This is a genomic window from Oceanobacillus sp. B139/18 (assembly GCF_055524595.1).
On record NZ_JBVFXI010000001.1, the window covers coordinates 819,054 to 841,463 of the forward strand.

Genomic DNA, 22,410 nt, shown 5'->3' on the forward strand with positions numbered 1-22,410 from the left:
GTAAGGAGTTAGCAGCATGGAAAAAAATAAACCCGTTGTAATCGGTGTTGCCGGGGGAAGCGGCAGTGGAAAAACCTCCGTTACAAGAGCTATCTATGAGCGTTTTAAGGAAACGTCCATCCTGGTAATTGAGCAGGATGCATATTATAAGGATCAGTCGCATCTTCCTTTTGAGGAAAGGTTAAAAACAAATTATGACCATCCCTTGGCATTTGATAACGATTTATTAGTAGAGCATCTTCAACAATTACTTGAATATAAATCAATTGAAAAGCCTATATATGATTATAAGGTGCATAACCGTTCAACAGAAACAATCCATGTTGAGCCCAAAGAAGTCATTATCGTTGAAGGAATTCTGATTTTAGAGGATGCTAACCTCGTTGATTTAATGGATATAAAAGTATTTGTCGATACCGATGCAGATTTGAGAATTATCCGCCGGCTATTAAGAGACATTAAAGATCGCGGGAGAACATTGGATTCAGTCATTGACCAGTACATTCAAGTGGTCCGGCCGGCACATATGCAATTTATTGAACCGTCAAAACGATATGCAGATTTGATTATTCCAGAGGGCGGAGAAAATCATGTTGCAGTGGATATTATGGCATCTAAAATTGAAAATATCTTAGTAAAGAATTCAAATTTATAATTATTTTTCTTGATATTTTAGGTAATATCTGCCATAGTATTGATTAGTATATTTTGAAGAGTTAGCACATAAGCTATATAGCCAATTTTATTAATTAAATTATATATACTAGGAATAGGCAGCTGTGTTCTTTTGGATAAACCAGGTTTGAGAATAAGCTGCGATTATTACCAGATAGAAAAGAAATTAGAAGGAGTGTTTAGAAGATGGCTGCAGAAAAAAGCTTTTACATGACACAAGAAGGGAAAGACAAGTTAGAGGAAGAATTGCATTATTTAAAAACGGACCGTCGCCAAGAGGTCGTTGAAAGAATAAAAGTAGCTCGTGATTTCGGAGATTTGTCCGAGAACTCGGAGTACGATGCGGCAAAAGATGAGCAGGCGTTTGTGGAACAGCGTATTACCCAGGTAGAAAACATGATTCGCAATGCCGTAATTATTGAGAATGATAATGAAGATCCTAATGTAGTCGGAATGGGAAAATCAGTTACATTTGTGGAATTACCTGATGGGGATGAAGAAACATATACTATCGTCGGCAGTGCAGAAGCTGATCCCTTTGAAGGGAAAATTTCCAATGATTCTCCAATGGCAAAAAGCCTGTTAGGACAAGAAATTGGACAGGAAGTTTCCGTAGCTACACCAGCTGGAGACATTGAAGTCCGCATAACCAATGTTGAATAAAAATTGGAAAGCGTTTGCGTAAACTTTTATCTCATTGAAGCTGCTGAGAAAAAGGTATTATCTTTGACCAGTAGAAAGGTTATCCAAACGTATATTTTTGAAGTACGAAAACTTACAGTTAAACACAACTGTAAGTTTTCGTACTTCTATATATTTCTATATTGTTTGAAAATATAAACCTGTTTGCTGTATTAATGCGGCGATGTTGTAAAACAGGAACCGCAATAGTTTTCTAATTAAAACGTTAAAAACCAAACAATATGTACGAATAGTATTACATACCCGAATTTTTAAGGATTTAAATAAGGTGTCTATCTTCATCACATTCTCTTAATCCTTTAAGTTTAAACAAGAAATAAACAGTAATTTTGTGCTAAAATAGAATAGACAAAAATCGCTGGATTCGATAGGATAGTATAAAGTAAATAGTGTAGCGAGGGGGAATCTCTGGTGAGTCAGACAAGATCAAACAAATTTGAAAAAAGAAGAAAAAATACAAACGCAATTACCATTCTATCTATTGCTGCAGGAATCGTCTTAGTTATTTTTCTTGCGATATGGGTGTTTGGCGGCGGAGATGATACAACGGAGGAAGGTACTGAATCGGATGCATCCGAAAATACGTCAGAGGAAGATAATGGGGAGGCCGGCGGAGAAGATGATAATGGCTTCTTAATAACCGATCCGGATTCTAATGAAGATGAAGAAAATAACAATGAATCTGACAATGAGGACGCAAATCGAGAAGAAGACAATGCAGATGAAGACGAGGATGCTGATGAAGATGCAGCCAATGAGGAAGAAAATGAAGAAGATAATTCCTACGAAGACAGAGAGTCTGCAGAACCTTCCGGTGATGACGTTGCGGAGGCCTATACCGGTGACTGGGATCCGATCGGTACAGAACAGGAAGGCGACCATAATACAGATTTTAGTGATGGATCTTCAGACCGTGTTGAAATTAAGAGAGCAGTCTCTAAAGTTACTGGTTTAAGTGAAGATGGTATGATAGAGCACTGGGTTGGAAATAATGGACCTGACAAAGTAATTGCTACCGTTTCAGATTCAAGCAATTCAGAGAATTATCGTGTATTCCTAAACTGGGTTGACGGTGAAGGCTGGCAGCCGACTCAGGTAGAAGAATTGAATTAAATTGACGCGGGACAATAATGGAGGATTAGAATGACTATCGGAATTATTGGAGCAATGGATGAAGAAATTGAATTACTGAAACAAAGCATGACTGATGTACGAGAAATTGAAATAGCAAAGACTCATTTTTATCAAGGTTACCTGGAAGGGAAAAAAGTTGTCCTCATGCTATCCGGTATCGGGAAAGTAAATGCAGCCATGTCTGCAACCATCTTACATGAACGGTTTAATCCGGATAAAATTATTAATACTGGGTCTGCAGGAGGTTTTGCTGAAAACCTGGAGGTTGGAGATGTTGTTATTTCCACCGAGGTATTGCATCATGATGTGGATGCGACAGCATTTAATTATGTCTATGGACAAGTTCCGGGGATGCCTGCAGTCTATACAGCTTCGCCTGATTTGATAGATTTGGCAGGTAAGGTAGTATTAGAATCAAGTATTCAGGCAGAAACAGGTATTATTGCAACTGGTGATTCATTTATGCAGCGTGAGGATCAGACAGCTGTTGTCCGTGGACGTTTTCCTGAAATGCTTGCTTTAGAAATGGAAGCTGCTGCAATTGCGCAGGTATGCTATCAATATCAAACACCATTTGTCATTATTCGAGCATTATCAGATATTGCCGGAAAGAAATCATCGGTTTCATTTGATGCATTTTTAGAAAAAGCAGCAAAAAATGCAGCGGATGTGATTATAAAAATGGTTCGTGAATTATAAGTTGTTTAGTTAGAAAAACTCGTATTTGCTAATGAGCGAATACGAGTTTTTTAATGCATTGGTATTTCTTTGTGAAATATCATCCTTGAAGACCTGGACGGATATCCTTTTACTCCCCAACATCAAAATAATCCTGAATAAAATTATAAAAAACTCGTTCAGATGGAGCCAGGTTACGGTTTTTCGGAATGATAATACCGACTGCCCGCTTGAGAGGCGGATTATCAATAGCTACCTTGGCGCTATAAGCGGTATTTAAATCATTAAAGGCACTTTCAGGAAGTAACGTAATCCCCATCCCGGCCGCAACTAATCCTTTAATGGCATCTAAGTCCTCTCCTTGGGATTGAATATTCGGTGTAAACCCGGAACGGATACAAGCATCAATAACTAGCTGATGAAGCACATACCCCTCAGGAAACAATACAAAATTCTCCGCTTCTAACTCTGCGACAGAAATTTTTTCTTCGTTTGATTTAGCGTGAGAACTAGGAATAAGAGCATAAAAATTTTCCATAAATAGAACCTTGCCAATGATGTCCGGCTGATTATCGGGAACAGGGCCAAGGAATGCTAAATCAATTTCTCTATTCCGGACAGATTCAATTAGAAAATTATAAGATCCCTGTCTTAATTGAAAACGGATATTAGGATAGCTTTTCTTAAATGCGGATAAAACGGTCGGCAAGAGATTACTGGCTAAGCTTGTCGGAAAGCCGATTTTTATTGAACCGCCTTCCGGGTCTAAGTATTCATCGACCTGTTTCTTAGCATAATCCACTCCCCTTAAAGCGGATTTTATATGAGTTAAAAATATTTTTCCAATAGGTGTTAAATGTACATTTCTCCCAGCTCTTTCAAAAAGCTGAACCCCTAATTCACTTTCTAAATTTGAAATTTGCCGGCTGACTGCAGATTGGGCAACATGCAGTTCGAAGGCAGCCTCTGATACATGTTCTCTTTCTGCTACAGCAACAAAATATCTTAATTGGCGCAGTTCCATATTTCCACCTCATATCAAAATTAGATTATTCCTATGTTTATTATATATTGTTTCGATAAATAAAAAAACATAAAATATATTTTACCCACTTTTATTGCAGTGTGAGATGAAAAGAGCATCCCGCTGAATGAAACAGATATTAATGGATACGGAATGGAGGAACAAAGATGATATTTCAAGATTTGCCAAAAGCACAAGGTCTATATCAACCGGATTTTGAGCATGATGCTTGCGGCATTGGCTTATATGCACATATTAAAGGGAAGCAGACGCATGACACAGTTACAAAAGGGCTGGATATGCTTTGTAAGCTGGAGCACCGCGGCGGACAGGGAAGTGATCCGATGACGGGCGACGGTTCTGGTTTAATGGTGCAGATTCCCGATCAATATTTCAGAAGAGTCTGCCCGGAATTTCAACTGCCGTCTGCAGGAGAATATGCTGTTGGTATGATCTTTCTTTCTCAAGATAAACAAGAGCAAACAGCAGTCATAAACCAAGTCAATCAGCTGATTGCGGGGGAGAGACAGCAGTTGATTGGATGGAGAGATGTGCCTGTAGACACTGCTTGTATCGGTAAAGGTGCAGTAGAAACGCTCCCGGAAGTTAAGCAGGTATTTATTCGGTCGACTATGGCGGCAGACGAAATGGCTTTTGAAAGAAAGCTGTATGTGATTCGTAAGCAAGCAGAGCATTGGGCTGAGGAAAAGAATATTCGCTTCTATGTTCCGAGTCTTTCTGCCAGAACCATTGTATATAAAGGCTTGCTGACTCCAGAGCAGGTAAATGGATTTTATTTAGATTTACAGGAAACGGATTTTGTTTCAGCTTTTTCACTCGTTCATTCCCGATTCAGCACAAACACATTTCCATCCTGGGAACGGGCGCATCCGAACCGCTATTTAATCCATAATGGCGAAATTAATACATTACGTGGAAATGTCAATTGGATGCGGGCGAGAGAAAAACAATTTGTTTCTGATGCATTTGGCGATGATTTAGAAAAGCTGCTTCCCATTATCCGCAGTGACGGAAGTGATTCAGCAACATTAGATAATGCACTGGAATTTTTAACACTTGCAGGAAGAGAGCCTGCTCATGCGGCGATGATGCTGATACCAGAACCATGGGATAAGAATAGCCATATGAATCAGGAAAGACGTGCTTTTTATCAATATCACAGTCTGATGATGGAGCCTTGGGATGGGCCGACATCAATTACCTTTACGAATGGAAAGCAAATCGGAGCAATATTAGATCGAAATGGGCTGCGTCCGGCAAGGTATTATGTGACGAAGGATGATTACATTATCTATTCCTCTGAAGTAGGTGTCGTTGACGTAGAGGAAAGCAATGTTTTATTAAAGGAACGATTAAGTCCGGGGAAAATGCTGTTAATAGATATCGAGAAAGGAAGAATTATTTCCGATGAAGAGATAAAATCTGCTATTACAACAGAATACCCCTATCAAGATTGGGTAAAGGAGCAAACCGCCGTCTTAGCTCCAGAAGTTGATGAAAGCACGGAAATGGATCCGCAATTGTATCATAAACAGAAAGCATTCGGTTATACGATGGAGGATATTGAAAAGTATTTGATTCCGCTTGTACAGGATGGAAAGGACCCGATCGGTGCAATGGGGAATGATGCTCCGTTAGCTGTTCTATCCGAACGTCCGCAAAGCCTGTTCAATTATTTTAAACAGCTCTTTGCTCAAGTGACAAATCCGCCGATTGATGCTTATCGGGAGCAGTTAGTGACATCCATGCTGACCTGGCTTGGAAGCGAGGGGGATATGCTTCACCCGGAAACTGAAAAGAAAAGACGAATCCGTCTGGATTCACCAATTTTATCGAATGTGCAGATGAAAAAAATTGAAAATAACGAAATAGACGGTTTAAAAGCGGAAGTCATTGAAGCATTATTTACAGATGATTTGGAAGCTGCGCTGAAACAAGTGTTTGAGCAGGCGAAAGCAGCAATCTATAAAGGGAAAAATATATTGGTGTTGCGGGATACAGAAATGAATCAAATGCAGAAAGCAATCCCGGCACTGCTTGCAGTCAGCGGGCTGCATCAATTTTTAATTCGTGAGGGTATCCGTACAAAAGCGAGTATTCTTATCCAGTCAGGGGAAGCGCGTGAGGTGCATCATTTTGCAGCCATGCTTGGTTATGGAGTCGATGCGATTTACCCATATCTCGTGTATCAAACCTACCATCAGGCATTTGATACGGGTAAATTAGCATTAAATCCAAAAGAAGCACAGGCAAAATATATTGCCGTGGCGACAGAAGGCATTATCAAAGTAATGTCTAAAATCGGAATTTCAACTGTACAGAGCTATCGCGGTGCTCAGATTTTTGAGGCGGTCGGCATCAGCAAGCAGGTCATTGAAGATTATTTTACCGGAACGGCTTCGCAAATAGACGGAATTGATTTGGGTGTGATTCAGCTTGAAACAGAAAAACGTCATCAGGAAGGGTACCAGGAAGCATTTGATCAGCTTCTGGATTCAGGAAGTGAGTTTCAATGGCGAAAAACAGGTGAACATCACGCATTTAATCCGTCAACGATTTATAAGCTGCAATGGTCCTGCCGGCGCGGGGACTATAAGCTGTTCAAGCAATTTTCTAAAGAATCAAATGAAGCGCGTATCGGCTTTTTACGAAATCTATTTGACTTTAAAAAGACAAACTCGATTTCTATCGATGAGGTAGAATCTGTGGACACGATTGTAAAACGATTTAAAACAGGAGCGATGTCGTTCGGATCTATTAGTAAAGAGGCACATGAGACATTGGCGATTGCCATGAATCGCCTCGGCGGTAAAAGCAACAGCGGAGAAGGCGGCGAGGATACAGCACGCTTCACCCCGGATGCGAATGGGGATTTACGATCCAGCACAATTAAGCAGGTAGCATCCGGCCGCTTTGGAGTGACCAGTAATTATTTGATAAATGCGAAAGAACTGCAAATAAAAGTTGCGCAGGGAGCGAAGCCTGGAGAAGGCGGTCAGCTGCCGGCGGAAAAAGTATATCCATGGGTTGCTGATGTGCGCAGGTCCACACCTGGAGTCGATTTAATTTCTCCGCCTCCGCATCACGATATCTACTCCATTGAAGATTTGGCGCAGTTGATCCATGATTTAAAAAATGCGAATCGCAACGCAAGAGTGAGTGTTAAGCTTGTTGCTAAATCAGGTGTCGGAACGATTGCTGCCGGTGTGGCTAAAGGGAATGCGGACGTTATCTCTGTCGTCGGTTATGATGGAGGAACAGGGGCTTCGCCAAAAACAAGTATTAAGCATACAGGTCTGCCGTGGGAATTGGGTCTGGCGGAAGCGCATCAGACATTAATGCTAAACGGACTGAGAGACCGTGTTATTTTAGAAACGGACGGCAAGCTGTTAACTGGAAAAGACGTGGTAACAGCAGCCTTGCTGGGAGCAGAGGAATATGGGTTTGCTACAGCACCGCTCGTTGTTGTCGGCTGCGTGATGATGCGTGTCTGTCACAAGGATACCTGTCCAGTCGGTGTCGCTACCCAAAATCCAGAGCTTCGTAAAAAGTTTGCCGGAGACCCGGACCATGTTGTGAACTATATGCGGTTTATTGCGGAAGAGGTCAGGGAATTTATGGCAGATCTTGGCTTCCGGACAATGGATGAGATGATTGGGCGGACAGAATATTTGGAAAGGTCAGCGCGTGCTGACGCACATTGGAAAGCGAAGCATCTCGATTTATCAACACTTGTTTATCAGGTGGAAGGAACCAAAAGAAACACCACGCAGCAGGATCATAAATTAGATCGATCCTTAGACATAAAAGAAATCCTGCCTGCTGTTCAAGAATCATTAAAAACAGGCGAAGCAATGGAAGCAAGCTTCTCTATAAAAAATACAGATCGTGTGGCAGGCACGATTGTCGGCAGTGAAATAACGGCTAAATATGGAGAAGAAGGCCTGCCGGAGGATACAATCAATTTACATTTTACCGGTTCAGCCGGGCAAAGCTTTGGTGCTTTTATCCCTTCAGGTATGACCATGACAGTAAGTGGGGATGCCAATGACTATGTAGGCAAAGGGCTTTCAGGAGGGAAAGTGATTGTGCGTGCGCCAGAAGTTACAACCATTGACGCCAGCCATAATGTCATCGCTGGAAATGTTTCCTTCTATGGTGCGACAAGCGGAGAAGCATATATTCATGGCTATGCAGGCGAGCGTTTTGCAGTCAGAAACAGCGGTGCAAAAATTGTTGTAGAAGGCGTCGGAGATCATGGCTGCGAGTATATGACAGGCGGCAGAGTTGTTATCCTTGGCAATGTCGGTAAAAACTTTGCAGCCGGAATGTCTGGCGGAATTGCTTATGTAAGACCGGATGATGTTCCTGCCTTCCGTGCTTTAACGAATGCGGCGCTGATTCAATTTGAAGAAATAACAGATTTGGAAGAGCAGGAAGAAGTAAAAGATTTGATTATCAACCATTTAGATTATACCAACAGTGAGAAAGCAGCATTTATCTTAAAGCACTGGAAGGAAGAAGTGAAGAAATTTGTCAAAGTAATCCCGACAGACTATAAATTAATGCTTCAGCAGATTGAATGGTTTAAAGAACAGGGCTTAGGTACAGAAGATGCGCGTTATGAAGCGTTTATGGCAAAGAAAAATAACGAAATGACCGTAAAGTTAGATGAGGAATCCTTGATGAAGGAAGAGAAAGGGGCCAGAGTAAATGGGTAAAGCAACTGGATTTATGGAAATCAAAAGAAAAAAAGCAACGGAGCGTGACCCGCTTGAAAGAATAAAAGACTGGAAAGAGTACGCTGGCACCTTCTCTGATGATGCAGCAAGCCAGCAGGGTGCGCGCTGCATGGATTGCAGTATTCCGTTTTGTCATATCGGCATGGAAATCGAGGGGGCAGCCTCAGGCTGCCCTGTCTATAATCTGATTCCGGAGTGGAATGACCTTGTTTATAAAGGCAGATGGAGAGAAGCGCTAGACAGGTTAATGAAAACTAATAATTTTCCTGAATTCACTGGAAGAGTTTGTCCTGCCCCATGTGAAGGTTCTTGTACCGTAGCAATTAATGACCCGGCTGTATCGATCAAGAATATTGAGCAGAAAATTATTGATAAAGGCTTTGAAGAAGGCTGGATTGAACCGCGAATTCCAGAAGTGCGTACTGGCAAAAAAATCGCTGTGATTGGTTCGGGGCCGGCTGGATTAGCGGCAGCAGATCAATTAAACCAGGCGGGGCATGAAGTAACTATTTACGAACGTGCAGACCGTGCCGGCGGATTATTGATCTATGGTATTCCAAACATGAAGCTGGATAAGGGAGTCGTTGAACGGCGTATTCAATTGCTACGGCAGGAAGGGATTCATTTTGTATTGAACACCGAGGTAGGAAAGGATATTTCAGCCGAGGATATGAAAGCAAGCTTTGATTCGGTGATTATTTGTACTGGTGCCCAGAAGCATCGTGATCTGCCTTTAGAAGGAAGAGATGGAAAGGGAGTCCGTTTTGCGATGGATTACTTGACGCGTTCAACGAAAAAGCTGCTTGATGCAGACATCGAGTTGGAAGAGGAGTTAAATGCAGAAGGAAAAGATGTGATTGTTATCGGCGGCGGAGATACTGGCGCGGATTGCATCGCCACAGCACTTCGTCAGGGAGCTAAAAGCATTGTCCAATTCGGAAAGCATCCGCAGCTGCCGGTAAGGCGCGCTGACTCCAACCAATGGCCGGCTTATCCGCAGGTATTCAGTCTGGAATATGCGCATAAGGAAGCGAAAGAAAAATTCAGGAAGGATATTCGTGAATATTCTATCCAGACACAAAAATTTGTAACAGATGCGCAGGGGAATTTAAAAGAGCTGCATACGATTCAAATGGAGAAAAAACAGGATGAAAATGGTGTCTTCTTTTTTGAGGAAATACCGGGAACTGAAAAAGTGTGGCCGGCACAGCTTGTGTTAATTGCTATCGGTTTTGAAGGTGCTGAGGAAACAGCTGTCAAAGCATTTGAGGTGAAAACGATGCGAAACCGCGTGCTTGCAGCTTATGGAAAGTTTTTAACAACAGAAGAAAATGTATTTACAGCAGGAGATGCCCGCCGCGGTCAGAGCTTAATTGTCTGGGCAATTAATGAAGGGAGAGAAGCGGCTTACCAGGTTGATGAATATTTAATGGGAACCACTTCCTTGCCGACTGTTGCGAATATGTAATAGCAACGTGATAAATAAGCGAGTTGCCTGTCTAAGCATAGATGGGTAGCTCGCTTGTTGTATGAATATACTTTTTTTAATGAAGGTAAAAGCATTATGCTTTGATAAGCCTATGGCGAATCTTTATAGGCATCTGTCACCTCTTTTTAGGTATTTGCGTATATTGTTAGGGAATAAGGGGTGATGGAGAATTGGCACAGGCAGAAGGGTATAAAAATGGCCGTATTAATATTATATTAAGTGAGAATACACCGCAATCCAGCGCGAATCTCCGTGTAAAAAAACAAAAGCATTCGCCGCTTGAAATCGTCGATAAAGAATTTGCGTCGTTTGTCGGATTAAATGACTTAAAAACGTCCATTAAAGAGATTTATGCGAGTATTCTTATCAATGAAAAGAGAAAGGAAGAAGGGTTAAAAAGTTCGAAACAGGTTCTTCATATGCTGTTTAAGGGGAATCCGGGAACGGGAAAGACAACGGTAGCCCGAAAATTAGCAAAGCTTTATCATGATATGAATATCCTTTCGAAAGGACATTTTATAGAGGCAGAGCGTGCCGATTTAGTCGGAGAATATATCGGCCAGACAGCGCAGAAAACAAGAGCGGTTATCCAGAAGGCGATGGGCGGTATTCTGTTTATTGATGAAGCTTATTCTTTATCTCGGGGCGGAGAAAAAGATTTTGGTAAAGAGGCGATTGATCTGCTTGTAAAACATATGGAAGACGGACGGGAAGATATGGTGCTTATCCTTGCTGGTTATCCGCGCGAAATGGATCGTTTTCTTTCGATGAATCCCGGCCTCGAATCCCGATTTCCATTTATTTTAGATTTTGATGATTACTCTGTGGATGAATTATTAAATATAGGAAACCGTATGCTGAGCGAAAGACAGTATCAATTATCAAAACAGGCGGAATGGAAGTTTCGCAATCATTTGGCCAAAAAATTGCGGGAAGATAACTATAATTTTTCGAATGCGAGATATGTGCGGAATGTAATTGAAAAAGCAATCCGGCTGCAAGCGGTCCGGCTGCTTAACTCTGACAAAATGGTATCCAGAGATTTAATTGTTTTAACAGACCAGGATTTGTTGCTAGAATAGAAATAATGGGTATGATAGTATAAGAACTATTTTAAGAAAGAGGTAGGCTATGACAGTAGAAAATGTATTAGTAATTGCGGTTAACCAATCTGAAAGATCTGAACGTCAATTCGAGTCTTCTTTAGATGAGCTTGTTTCTCTATGTAAAACTGCAGGAGGGCAGGTTCAGGACGTTATCACACAAAATCGGGAACGTATCCATCCGGCTACCTATATCGGAGAAGGAAAGCTTCAGGAAGTAGCTCAAATCGTTCGCGCAGAGGGAATTGATTTGGTAGTAGCTAATAATGAGTTATCGGCTGGCCAGGTTCGCAATTTAGCCGATACACTGGATGTTCGTGTCCTTGATCGAAGTCAATTGATATTGGATATTTTTGCGATGCGCGCGCAAACGAAGGAAGGAAAGCTCCAGGTCGAGCTGGCTCAGTTGGAGTATTTGCTTCCCCGTTTGCATGGACAAGGTGCTAATTTATCCAGACTTGGCGGCGGAATCGGGACAAGAGGTCCGGGGGAAACAAAATTGGAGACAGACCGCCGGCATATCGAAAGAAGAATCTATGATATCAAACGCCGCTTACAGCTGGTTGTGAAGCAGCGTGACCAATATCGGAAGCGCAGACGGTCAAATGATGTTTTCCAAATAGCGATTGTCGGTTATACGAATGCAGGGAAATCGACGATATTTAACAGATTGACAAATAGTCATTCATTAGAAGAGGACCAACTATTTGCGACGCTGGATCCGCTCACACGCCGTATTCAATTCCCCAGCGGTTTGAAAAGCTTAATAACAGATACAGTCGGGTTTATCCAGGATCTCCCGACGGCCCTGATTGCTGCATTTAAATCAACACTGGAGGAAGTGACAGAAGCAGATTTTCTTCTGCATGTGGTCGATATCTCAGATCCTGATTTATTACAGCAGCAGGAAACCGTTCGCAAGCTTTTGCAGGAATTAGACGCCGGCCATATCCCGGTACTGACCGTGTATAATAAAAAGGATCAGCTGGAAGCCGATTTCTTTTTGGCAAACCAATTCCCTAATATTCAAATCAGTGCGTTAGAGGAAGAAGACTTACATGCATTATTAATCAAAATGGAAGAAGTATTAAAAGAAGAATGGGATTTATTTGACATTGTGTTAGATTCAAGTGAAGGAGATTTGTTGTACCAGCTTCAATCAGCAGCGTTAGTTGTCAAAAAAGAACTGCTGGAGGAAACGAACCAATTTCATGTGCAGGGCTATGTCAGAAAAAATCATCCATTTCACCGATTTGTAGAGGAGAAGTAAACGATGCAAGCAGAATCACTTATGATAGAAGCAGAAAAAGATTGTTTAGAAGGTCACCAGTATATACAAGAAATTGTAGAGAAAAATCAAAGACGTGTTCTGGAGGCCTTCCGAAATCATCGGATTAGTGACGCACACCTGCAAGGGACGACAGGCTATGGGTACGATGATTTAGGCCGGGAAGGCTTAGAAGCAGTATATGCGCAGGTTTTCGGCGGAGAGGATGCCGTTGTGCGTCCGCAGATTGTTTCGGGCACACATGCTATTACAACAGCTTTATTCGGTATGCTCCGCCCGCAGGATGAGCTTGTTTATATTACGGGGCATCCATATGATACGTTGGAAGAAGTAATCGGGAAGCCCGGCAAAGAAGAAGGATCGCTGGCTGATTTTCAAATCGGTTATCGTGAGGTTGCCTTAAAAGAAACAGGAGAAATTGACTTTGAAGCGATAAAAAGCAGCTGGACAAAGCAGACGAAAGTAATTGCTATCCAGCGTTCAAAAGGTTATGATGCCAGACCTTCCTTCACGATTAGTGAAATAAAAGAAATGGTGGATTTTGTGAAAGCCATTGATCCATCTGTTATCGTATTTGTTGATAATTGCTATGGGGAATTTACAGAAACAAAAGAACCGCTGCATGTCGGTGCCGACTTGATTGCCGGTTCACTCATTAAAAACCCTGGCGGCGGATTAGTCCGGGCAGGAGGATATATTGCAGGCCGTCAAGACCTGATCCATTTGTGTGCAAACCGTCTGACAGCTCCTGGTCTGGGCAAGGAAACAGGAGCTTCTCTTGGTATGCTTCAGGAAATGTATCAGGGTTTCTTCATGGCGCCGCATACTGTAGGGGAAGCCTTAAAGGGCGCCTTGTTCACAGCGCGTTTTCTGGAGCTGGCCGGGTTCCGCACAGCCCCGTCCTATCACGAAAAAAGAACAGACCTGATACAAACAGTTACTTTTCATACAGCGGAGGAAATGATTGCTTTTTGTCAGGCGATTCAAGAGAACTCTCCTATTAATTCTTATGTAACACCTTATCCGAGTGAAATGCCGGGATATGAAGATGAAGTGATTATGGCAGCAGGAACGTTTATACAAGGGGCGAGCATCGAGCTGTCTGCGGACGGGCCTATCCGTGCTCCATATACAGCTTATGTTCAGGGCGGTTTAACCTATACGCATGTAAAAATTTCCATTATCGAAGCAGTAAAAACATTAAAAAATCAAGGTTTTATTTCTTAGTGTGAGGGTAAAAATAAGTATCGAATAATTTATATGTCAAATAACCTAACATTTCATTGACATTAAAACTGACATCCATTATACTGAATGTATCATATAAAGAAGGGGGTCATCTTTTGAATGATCAAGATCGTCGTTCAATGCCCTTATTCTCAATAGGAATAGTTATGAAATTAACCGAACTGACCGCGAGACAAATTCGTTACTATGAAGCAAATGATTTAATTGCTCCCGAGCGGACAAAAGGAAATCAGCGTCTATTTTCATTTAACGATGTAGACAGGCTGCTTCAAATCAAGGATCTCTTAGACAAAGGATTAAATATGGCCGGCATCAAGCTTCTGCTGGATGAAGAAAACAAAGAAACTCCGGAAGAAGCTCCGAAGAAAGAGAAAAAAACACCGGCTAATTTAACGGATAAAGAGCTTAGAGGAATCTTGAAAAATGAATTAAACGAAGCGGGAAGATACGGAAAAGCCAGTATGAGGCAAGGAGAACTGGCACGCTTTTTTATAAAGCATTAACATCAGGTTAAAAGAGTTTTCGCTGCAAAGACAGTGTAGTGGAGGTTTTCTTTTCATACTTAAATGAATTTTTAGGAGGAGAACAAATGGCTAAGAAATTAACCAGAGAAGAAATTATTACACAGATTAAAGAGGAGAATGTACGTTTTATCCGCCTGCAGTTTACAGATATGCTCGGAACCATTAAAAACGTTGAAATCCCTTTAAGCCAGCTTGACAAAGCATTAGATAATAAAATGGCTTTTGACGGGTCCAGCATCGAAGGGTTTGTCCGTATTGAAGAATCAGATATGCTCTTGCATCCTGATTTGGATACATTCATTGTATTCCCTTGGACTTCTGAAAAAGGAAAAGTGGCGCGTTTTATCTGTGATATCTATAATCCGGATGGTACTCCTTTTGCAGGCTGCCCGCGTTATAACCTGAAACGCAACCTGAAAAAAATGGAGGAATTAGGATTTGATGCATTTAATATTGGTGCGGAGCCGGAGTTCTTCTTATTCAAATTGGATGAAAACAGAGAACCTACACTGGAATTGAATGACCACGGCGGTTATTTTGACTTAGCGCCGACAGACCTGGGTGAAAACTGCCGACGTGATATTGTATTAGAGCTGGAAGAAATGGGCTTTGAAATTGAAGCATCTCACCATGAGGTTGCCCCTGGGCAGCATGAAATTGATTTTAAATATTCGGATGCAGTGAAGCATGCAGACGATATTCAAACCTTCAAGCTGGTAGTAAAAACCATTGCCAGAAAGCATAATTTACACGCTACATTTATGCCGAAACCATTATTTGGAGTGAATGGATCAGGAATGCATGTAAATATGTCCCTTTTCTCAGGAAAAGAAAATAAATTTTACGATACAAAAGGTGAGTTAGAACTAAGTCAGACAGCTTATCAGTTTATCGCCGGCATTATTGATCATGCGACAAACTTTACAGCGATAACAAATCCTACAGTCAACTCTTATAAGCGTCTTGTACCCGGATACGAAGCGCCTTGTTACGTGGCATGGTCTGCATCTAACCGCAGCCCGCTTGTCCGTATCCCGAGCTCACGCGGTTTAAGTACTCGTGTAGAAGTACGAAGTGTTGACCCGGCTGCTAACCCGTATATGGCATTATCCGTACTATTAGCTTCTGGCTTAGACGGCATTAAGAGAAAGTTAGACGTGCCAGAATCTGTCGACCGCAACATTTATGTTATGAATAAAGCAGAGCGCGAAGAGAATGGTGTGAAAGATTTACCGTCTACTTTAAAAGAAGCAATGGATTTGCTTGAGCAGGATGAAGTGCTTGTTGAATCTTTAGGAGAGCATTTATTTGAACACTTTATTGAAGCAAAAGATATTGAGTGGGATATGTTCCGTACAACTGTGCACCCATGGGAGCGCGAGCAGTATCTGACGAACTATTAATTCAGACGTAAAGAATTACTATCTCTTAAACATTAATAAATAACAGCTGTTTAGGTACTGTGCATAGACTTTTTGTTCTAGGGCAGTACCTTTTTTTGGGTGAAAGGGACAGATTTTGGATGCGTGGAATAATTCGAAAAAATATGATGGAATGGTTTTTTATTGCTCTTGTAAATAAAGAAACGCAAGCAGTTCGTGCTTCAACCTGCTTGCGTTTCTTTATTTGTTTACTTTTGATTCCTGCGATATAAGATAAATCCAGATCCGGTTAAAATAGGCGTAGCTATAGAGAGAGCAAAAATAAAACGATGTGCCGTCTGATCAGAGAAGTGAGAGGAAATGTAAATGGATTCTAAGCCGCCGCCCCGACATTGTATGCGGTCAAAATGAGAGTACTCGTTATCGTTGGTAAAAAGATGAGTTACCTCTGTATCTGAAAAAGCGGCTTCCGTATTTTTAGAATCCAAAGAAACCTCTTTACTATCTTTTTCTGTAGCACAGTGTACTTCATTTACGTCGGTTGTAACCGGGTAGGCCCAAATTTCTGTGGTTTTACGATTGTCTGCCGGCGAGAAGGATTCATTTATTTCTATTCCACTTGCTGATAATTCTCCTGGGAATGCTGCTTTTTGATATACCATCCAAATACCTAACGGACCGGCTATAATACAAAGCATGCAAGATATTGCAAGTAAGGAGGTGATTTTTTTAGCATTTTTCATAACTAAAACACCTTTCTGTCAGTAGATAGCTATTATACGTTTGCATAACGGGATTTGTTTCAAAAAAAAAGCATCGCCTAGGAGCGGGGATTCCGTTCCTGGGCGATGCCTTATATTTGCTTATTATTGATGGCCTCTTGCGGCTGCAGAAGGGAAAGTTAAATTGGATTCATCCTCTGTGAAAAATTCTTTGTACAGTGACTGAATCGCTTTTTCCAAATCCACTGCGTGAACACCGAACATCATGGATACTTCCGAAGATCCCTGGTTAATCATATCAATATTGATACCAGCCTTAGCAAAAGATGCGGTAGCTTTAGCGGCAACACCGATTGTATTTACCAGTCCTTCCCCGACCACCATAACAACAGCCAGATCGCGATGAATACTTACGGTATCCACATGCAACTCATTGCGGATTCGGTCGATAACAATCTGTTCCTTTTCAGGTGTGAAAAGATGATCTCTAAAAATAACAGACATATCATCGATTCCAGAAGGTGCGTGCTCAAAGGAAATTCCTTCATCTTCAAAAATATTTAACAGCTTTCGGCCAAACCCGACTTCCCTGTTCATCAGGAATTTACTGACGTATAAGCTGCAGAAGCCGACGTCGCTTGCTATGCCTACTACACATTGATCTGTGGAATCTCTTTCTGCAACAACCATTGTGCCGGGAGCTTCCGGGTTGTTGGTGTTTTTGATACAGACCGGGATTTCTTCTTTAAAAGCCGGGATAAGCGCTTCGTCGTGAAATACAGAAAAGCCGGCATAAGATAATTCCCGCATTTCCTTATATGTTAGAACAGTAATATCTTTAGGATTTTCTACGAAGTTTGGATTTACCGCAAACACTGAATCAACGTCTGTGAAATTTTCGTACAAGCTTGCTTTGGTACCTGCAGCTAAGATAGCTCCAGTAATATCGGAACCGCCCCGGGAGAAGGTAACTAAATCATTATTTTCGGTATAACCAAAGAATCCGGGGACGACAGATACACCTTCGCGTTCTCTGAGTTTATAAATTCTAGAAAAGCTTTCCGGCAATAATTGAGCATTTCCAGGTTCATTACTGACAAAAATTCCAGCCTCTTTTGGATTGACATAGCTTGCATTTAAGCCTAAATGCTTTAAATAAGCACTTACGATTTTAGCAGAACTGTCTTCACCGATGGATTTTAAAGCATCAAGCTGTGCCATAGGTGATATATCAAACTGAAGATACTTTTCAATGGTTTGCTGAATATCTTCTAAAATAGACTGGTCAAGGCCCAAATCCTCTATTATTTCTTGAAATCTAACCATGATGTTTTGTAACTGCAAATCATGATCTTGATTTTGCTGTTTTGCATAACAAAGCTCGATTAATAAGTCTGTCATTTTTACGTCATCTGAGAAGCGTTTCCCTGGTGCAGATACAACAATCACTTTTCGGGAGGAATCAGACTTAATGATATTCGCTACCTTTTTAATCTGTTTTGCATTTGCTACAGAACTTCCTCCAAATTTTGCTACTTTCATTTACATGATACCCCATTTCAAAATTCCCACTATAAACTAGCTATTTTAGTTACGAAGATTTTTAGTGCGTGGTATTTTTTATTTTTACTAATATAACATATTTTCTGTTAAATTAAAGAGGAAAATGAAAAAAAGAAAGAAAAATAACGAAAATACCATTTTTATTCTCTTTGCTGGACAAATGTTTACCATTTTAGGCCATTTAGAAGGAAAAACAAGTGTTTAGCAGGGATGAATCAAATTCCATTTTTAGTATTACTGCAAGCATGAACAGTGTAGCGGAAATGTAGTTTAAATGAAAAAATCCCGTTTCAATGAAACAGGATAGATCAGCTTGCTGATTCCTTTTCTTGACTGCGCTTCTTCCTGTCTCTGTAGACAATAAAACCGCCAAGGAATAACAAACCGCCGAGAAAAAGAATTAAACCAACAATAAATTGAATGCTTCCAAAAATAAAAAATGGATAAAATGTATCAAAAAGCGTATCCCGCATCAATTTAATACCAAAAGCTGCAATCACCCCTGGAATAAATAGGATGATTAAAGCGAGGTTTCTTTGCATAAAAACTCCTGCTCCTTTATAGATATACTTGCAATCATTCATCAATCTTCTGTCCGTTCAGATGCCTCTTTATTTTTAATCAAACAATTTCTTAAAACTTCATTATAAGTATATCAAAATACGTCGAAAAATAGAAATAGAATTCATTTGCTAAATTATGCATGGTATCGTATGATGAAACTGTGCAAATAAATTCAAGGTGGATGAAAAGTATGAAGCAAATTCTGATAGTCGGCGCTGGTAAAGGTGGTACAGCATTATTCCGCCTGTTTAAAGAAACAAAAAGCATGCAGATTTGTGCAATCGTTGACAAGGAAGCAGACGCTCCTGCTATGAAGCTTGCGGAAGAAATGGATGTTCATACAAGTACAGAGTGGAAAGATTGGATTCACCATGACATTGATATTGTAATTAACGTAACAGGCGAAGAGGAATTATTTGAAAAGATGATTGAGCTGTTTCCAAGAAAGACAATTATCATCCCTGGTTCTGTAGCCAATATTATTTATGAATTAATTCATGAGAAAACTGTTTTAACAGATGAGGTAAAAGTACAGGCGAGCCGTTTGGAATTAATTTTAAACCATATGAATGACGGCATGATTGTTGTCAATAAAATGGAACAGGTTCAGCTGTTGAATCGCCGGGCGGAACAAATTCTCGGCAAAAAAGAAAAAGACTACAAAGGGAAGCATATCAAAGATTTACTCAAAACAAGCCGTTTATCTCACGTGTTAAGGAGTCAAAGAAAAGAGTTAAACCAAAAGACAATTTTAGATAATGGCAAGAAAGTGATTGCTTCACGTATCCCCATTATTAATAAAACAGGAGATTTAGTGGGAGCCTTTGCTGTTTTTAAAGACATTACGGAAGTAGTGCAATTAGCAGAAGAAAATACCGATTTGAATGAAATCAAAACCATGCTGGAAGCCATTATTAAATCTTCGGATGAGGCAATCAGTGTGGTGGATGAGCATGGAAAAGGCTTAATTATTAATCCCGCCTATACGAGAATCACTGGTCTGACCGAAGAGGAAGTAATAGGGAAGCCGGCAACAGTAGATATATCTGAAGGGGACAGTGTGCACATGAAGGTCTTAAAAAACCGGCGTGCTGTTCGCGGTGTACATATGAAGGTCGGACCGTCAAAAAAAGATGTTATCGTTAACGGGGCGCCGGTGATTGTACAAGGAAAGATAAAAGGCAGTGTTGGCGTGCTCCATGACGTCAGTGAATTACAATCTGTGACAAGGGAGTTAAAGCGTGCCAGACAAATCATCCGTAATTTGGAAGCAAGGTATACATTCGATGATATTATTGGTAACTCATCCGAAATGAAGCTTGCTTTAGAACAGGCAAAAGTAGCTGCCAAAGCACCGGCTATTGTTCTTTTGAGAGGGGAAACCGGCACCGGCAAAGAATTATTCGCCCATGCAATACACCATGAAAGTGATCGGAAATTTAATAAATTTATTCGTGTGAACTGTGCTGCATTGTCAGAACCAATGCTGGAAAAAGAGCTGTTTGGTTCGGCAGAGGAGCAGGCAGAACATTTGAAAAAAAAGGAAGGTCTGTTTGAACAGGCGAACAATGGAAGCATCTTTCTTGATGAAATTGGTGAATTATCTTTATCAATCCAGGAAAAATTAATCCATGTACTCAAGGAGAACAGAGTCACTCCAGTCGGCGCATCCAATTCGGTGCCGGTTGATGTCCGCGTGATTGCCGGAACGAATACAAATCTGGAGAAGGCTGTGATGAATGAGAAATTTCGTGAAGATCTTTATTATCTCATTAATAAACTTCCAATATCCATCCCATCGCTAAAGGAACGGGAGGAGGATATCCCTGAGTTGGTGGAGCATATCATCCATCAGCTGAACGAAGAATATGGAAAAAATGTGCAAAAGATATCGGATGAAGCGTTAAAAAAACTAATGGCATATCATTGGCCGGGGAATGTCAGGGAAATGGCTAATGTTATCAGTCATTCCATGATATTTATCGGCAACATGGAGGAGCAGATTGAAGTATCTCATTTGCCTAAATTGCAAACGAAAGAAATGACAGCAGGACCGGATATGGTACAGACAGATAAACCATTAAAATTACAGGAAGCGTTAGATCGTTTTGAAAAAAAATACTTGCAGGAAGTGTATCTGCAATGTAATAAAAACAAGACAAAGACAGCAAAAGCGTTACAAATATCTGTCCGCAATTTGTATTATAAGCTTGAAAAATATCAGCTTGAATAAGGTGTCTGCAACATTTTGCAGGAAGGGCAGGTATATCATGCTGTGGAAAATTTACGGAGGGTTCTCCGTGGTAAATAGGGAATACTGACAAATGTATTACAATAGCATACCATTCAGGAGTTGGATTCATTTGTCATTTTAAATAAGTATGTATGATTAGTGAATCACGATGTATTACAGGAGGGGTTAAGATGGAAATCTTCAGTTACTTAGAAAAATACGATTATGAACAGGTACTTTTCTGTCAGGATAAACAATCAGGGCTAAAGGCTATTATTGCCATTCATGACACGACATTAGGACCAGCATTAGGCGGGACCAGAATGTGGACGTATCGTTCAGAAGCAGAAGCTATCGAAGACGCACTGCGTTTAGCTCGTGGAATGACATATAAAAATGCGGCAGCCGGCTTAGATCTCGGCGGCGGAAAAACAGTAATTATCGGAGATCCCAAAAAGGATAAGAATCCGGAAATGTTCCGTGCATTCGGTCGTTATATCCAAAGCTTGAATGGAAGATACATCACTGCTGAGGATGTAGGAACGAATGAATCAGATATGGATCAAATTGCGCTTGAAACAGAATATGTAACGGGATTGTCCTCCTACAGCGGAACTGCCGGCAATCCTTCCCCTGTTACTGCATGGGGAATTTATCAGGGGATGAAAGCAACTGCAAAAGAAGCATTCGGATCAGAATCTTTAGAGGGCAAAGTTGTTGCAGTTCAAGGAGTCGGAAACGTGGCTTACAGCCTATGCGAATTATTGCATGAAGAGGGCGCAGAATTAGTTGTTACAGATATTAATAAGGAAGCTGTGAAGCGTGCGGAAAATGATTTTAATGCCAAAGCAGTCGATCCAGATGATATTTATGATGTGGAATGCGATATCTATGCTCCTTGCGCACTTGGAGCAACCATTAATGATCATACGATACCGAGGCTGAAAGCTAAAGTAATTGCAGGTTCGGCTAATAATCAGCTGCAGAGTCATGAACATGGAGATATTCTGCATCAAAAAGGAATTTTATATGCTCCTGATTATGTGATCAATGCAGGCGGGGTAATCAATGTTGCAGATGAACTGGTTGGTTACAATCGCGATCGCGCTTTACATAATGTACAGCGCATCTATAAAAATCTGGAGCAGGTCTTTGCCATTTCTAATCGTGATCAGGTACCGACTTATATTGCGGCTGATCGTCTGGCTGAGGAAAGAATTCAAGCAAAACAACAATCACGCAGTCAATTTCTTACAAATGAGCGAAATATTTTAGACCGCCGACAATAGAAATTTACTGTTGTACTTATCATTTACAG

General features: G+C 40.9%; 17 protein-coding genes. 13 read left to right on the plus strand and 4 right to left on the minus strand.

Annotated features, from left to right (window positions below):
• Positions 1-16 precede the first annotated feature (16 nt).
• The 4 genes from udk (at position 17) to mtnN (ending at position 3,210) form a co-directional block, all read left to right on the plus strand.
• Positions 17-655 carry a uridine kinase gene (gene udk / locus ACZSMY_RS03945; protein WP_042534315.1) on the plus strand — a complete coding sequence of 213 codons (639 nt, stop codon included), beginning with the start codon at positions 17-19 and terminating at the stop codon, positions 653-655.
• Between the two features lie 206 nt (positions 656-861).
• The gene (gene greA, locus ACZSMY_RS03950) at positions 862-1,338 is read left to right on the plus strand and encodes a transcription elongation factor GreA (protein ID WP_042534313.1); all 477 of its coding nucleotides are present in this window, start codon (positions 862-864) and stop codon (positions 1,336-1,338) included.
• Between the two features lie 450 nt (positions 1,339-1,788).
• Positions 1,789-2,490, plus strand: a complete 702-nt coding sequence (locus tag ACZSMY_RS03955; RefSeq protein WP_465147468.1) for a YrrS family protein — start codon at positions 1,789-1,791, stop codon at positions 2,488-2,490.
• 30 nt (positions 2,491-2,520) lie between these two features.
• The gene (gene mtnN, locus ACZSMY_RS03960; RefSeq protein WP_465147469.1) at positions 2,521-3,210 is read left to right on the plus strand and encodes a 5'-methylthioadenosine/S-adenosylhomocysteine nucleosidase; all 690 of its coding nucleotides are present in this window, start codon (positions 2,521-2,523) and stop codon (positions 3,208-3,210) included.
• 109 nt (positions 3,211-3,319) lie between these two features.
• On the opposite strand, the gene ACZSMY_RS03965 is transcribed toward mtnN, so the two are convergent.
• Positions 3,320-4,213 carry a LysR family transcriptional regulator gene (locus ACZSMY_RS03965; RefSeq protein WP_042534308.1) on the minus strand — a complete coding sequence of 298 codons (894 nt, stop codon included), beginning with the start codon at positions 4,211-4,213 and terminating at the stop codon, positions 3,320-3,322.
• Between the two features lie 167 nt (positions 4,214-4,380).
• On the opposite strand from ACZSMY_RS03965, the gene gltB reads away from it, so the two are divergent.
• The 7 genes from gltB (at position 4,381) to glnA (ending at position 16,031) form a co-directional block, all read left to right on the plus strand.
• A complete protein-coding gene (gene gltB, locus ACZSMY_RS03970) occupies positions 4,381-8,955 on the plus strand; it encodes a glutamate synthase large subunit (protein ID WP_465147470.1) in 4,575 nt (1,524 codons plus the stop codon).
• Entirely contained in the window at positions 8,948-10,444 is a 1,497-nt protein-coding gene (locus tag ACZSMY_RS03975) for a glutamate synthase subunit beta (protein ID WP_465147471.1), read from the plus strand. Before gltB ends, ACZSMY_RS03975 begins: the two co-directional genes overlap by 8 nt.
• Positions 10,445-10,635: 191 nt before the next feature.
• Positions 10,636-11,547, plus strand: a complete 912-nt coding sequence (gene spoVK / locus ACZSMY_RS03980; RefSeq protein ID WP_042534302.1) for a stage V sporulation protein K — start codon at positions 10,636-10,638, stop codon at positions 11,545-11,547.
• A 49-nt stretch (positions 11,548-11,596) separates the two neighbouring features.
• The gene (gene hflX, locus ACZSMY_RS03985) at positions 11,597-12,838 is read left to right on the plus strand and encodes a GTPase HflX (protein WP_212928154.1); all 1,242 of its coding nucleotides are present in this window, start codon (positions 11,597-11,599) and stop codon (positions 12,836-12,838) included.
• Between the two features lie 3 nt (positions 12,839-12,841).
• Positions 12,842-14,083, plus strand: coding sequence for a methionine gamma-lyase family protein (locus tag ACZSMY_RS03990; protein WP_465147472.1), 1,242 nt, complete (start codon positions 12,842-12,844; stop codon positions 14,081-14,083).
• A gap of 116 nt (positions 14,084-14,199) precedes the next feature.
• Complete coding sequence (locus ACZSMY_RS03995) at positions 14,200-14,607, plus strand: MerR family transcriptional regulator (protein ID WP_042534297.1); 408 nt, start codon at positions 14,200-14,202, stop codon at positions 14,605-14,607.
• Positions 14,608-14,693: 86 nt separating this feature from the next.
• Positions 14,694-16,031 carry a type I glutamate--ammonia ligase gene (gene glnA, locus ACZSMY_RS04000; RefSeq protein ID WP_042534295.1) on the plus strand — a complete coding sequence of 446 codons (1,338 nt, stop codon included), beginning with the start codon at positions 14,694-14,696 and terminating at the stop codon, positions 16,029-16,031.
• 227 nt (positions 16,032-16,258) lie between these two features.
• On the opposite strand, the gene ACZSMY_RS04005 is transcribed toward glnA, so the two are convergent.
• The 3 genes from ACZSMY_RS04005 to ACZSMY_RS04015 form a co-directional block, all read right to left on the minus strand.
• On the minus strand, positions 16,259-16,753 hold the full coding sequence (locus tag ACZSMY_RS04005; RefSeq protein WP_256704740.1) for a hypothetical protein: 495 nt from the start codon (positions 16,751-16,753) through the stop codon (positions 16,259-16,261).
• A gap of 123 nt (positions 16,754-16,876) precedes the next feature.
• Positions 16,877-18,274 (minus strand): aspartate kinase, encoded by a 1,398-nt coding sequence (locus ACZSMY_RS04010; protein ID WP_256704739.1) that lies wholly within the window; start codon positions 18,272-18,274, stop codon positions 16,877-16,879.
• A 329-nt stretch (positions 18,275-18,603) separates the two neighbouring features.
• Complete coding sequence (locus ACZSMY_RS04015) at positions 18,604-18,837, minus strand: DUF2627 family protein (RefSeq protein WP_042534289.1); 234 nt, start codon at positions 18,835-18,837, stop codon at positions 18,604-18,606.
• A 212-nt stretch (positions 18,838-19,049) separates the two neighbouring features.
• On the opposite strand from ACZSMY_RS04015, the gene ACZSMY_RS04020 reads away from it, so the two are divergent.
• Together ACZSMY_RS04020 and ACZSMY_RS04025 are read left to right on the plus strand one after the other, a co-directional pair.
• On the plus strand, positions 19,050-21,092 hold the full coding sequence (locus ACZSMY_RS04020) for a sigma 54-interacting transcriptional regulator (RefSeq protein WP_256704738.1): 2,043 nt from the start codon (positions 19,050-19,052) through the stop codon (positions 21,090-21,092).
• Between the two features lie 191 nt (positions 21,093-21,283).
• Entirely contained in the window at positions 21,284-22,381 is a 1,098-nt protein-coding gene (locus ACZSMY_RS04025; protein WP_256704737.1) for a Glu/Leu/Phe/Val family dehydrogenase, read from the plus strand.
• The last annotated feature ends 29 nt before the right edge of the window (positions 22,382-22,410 follow it).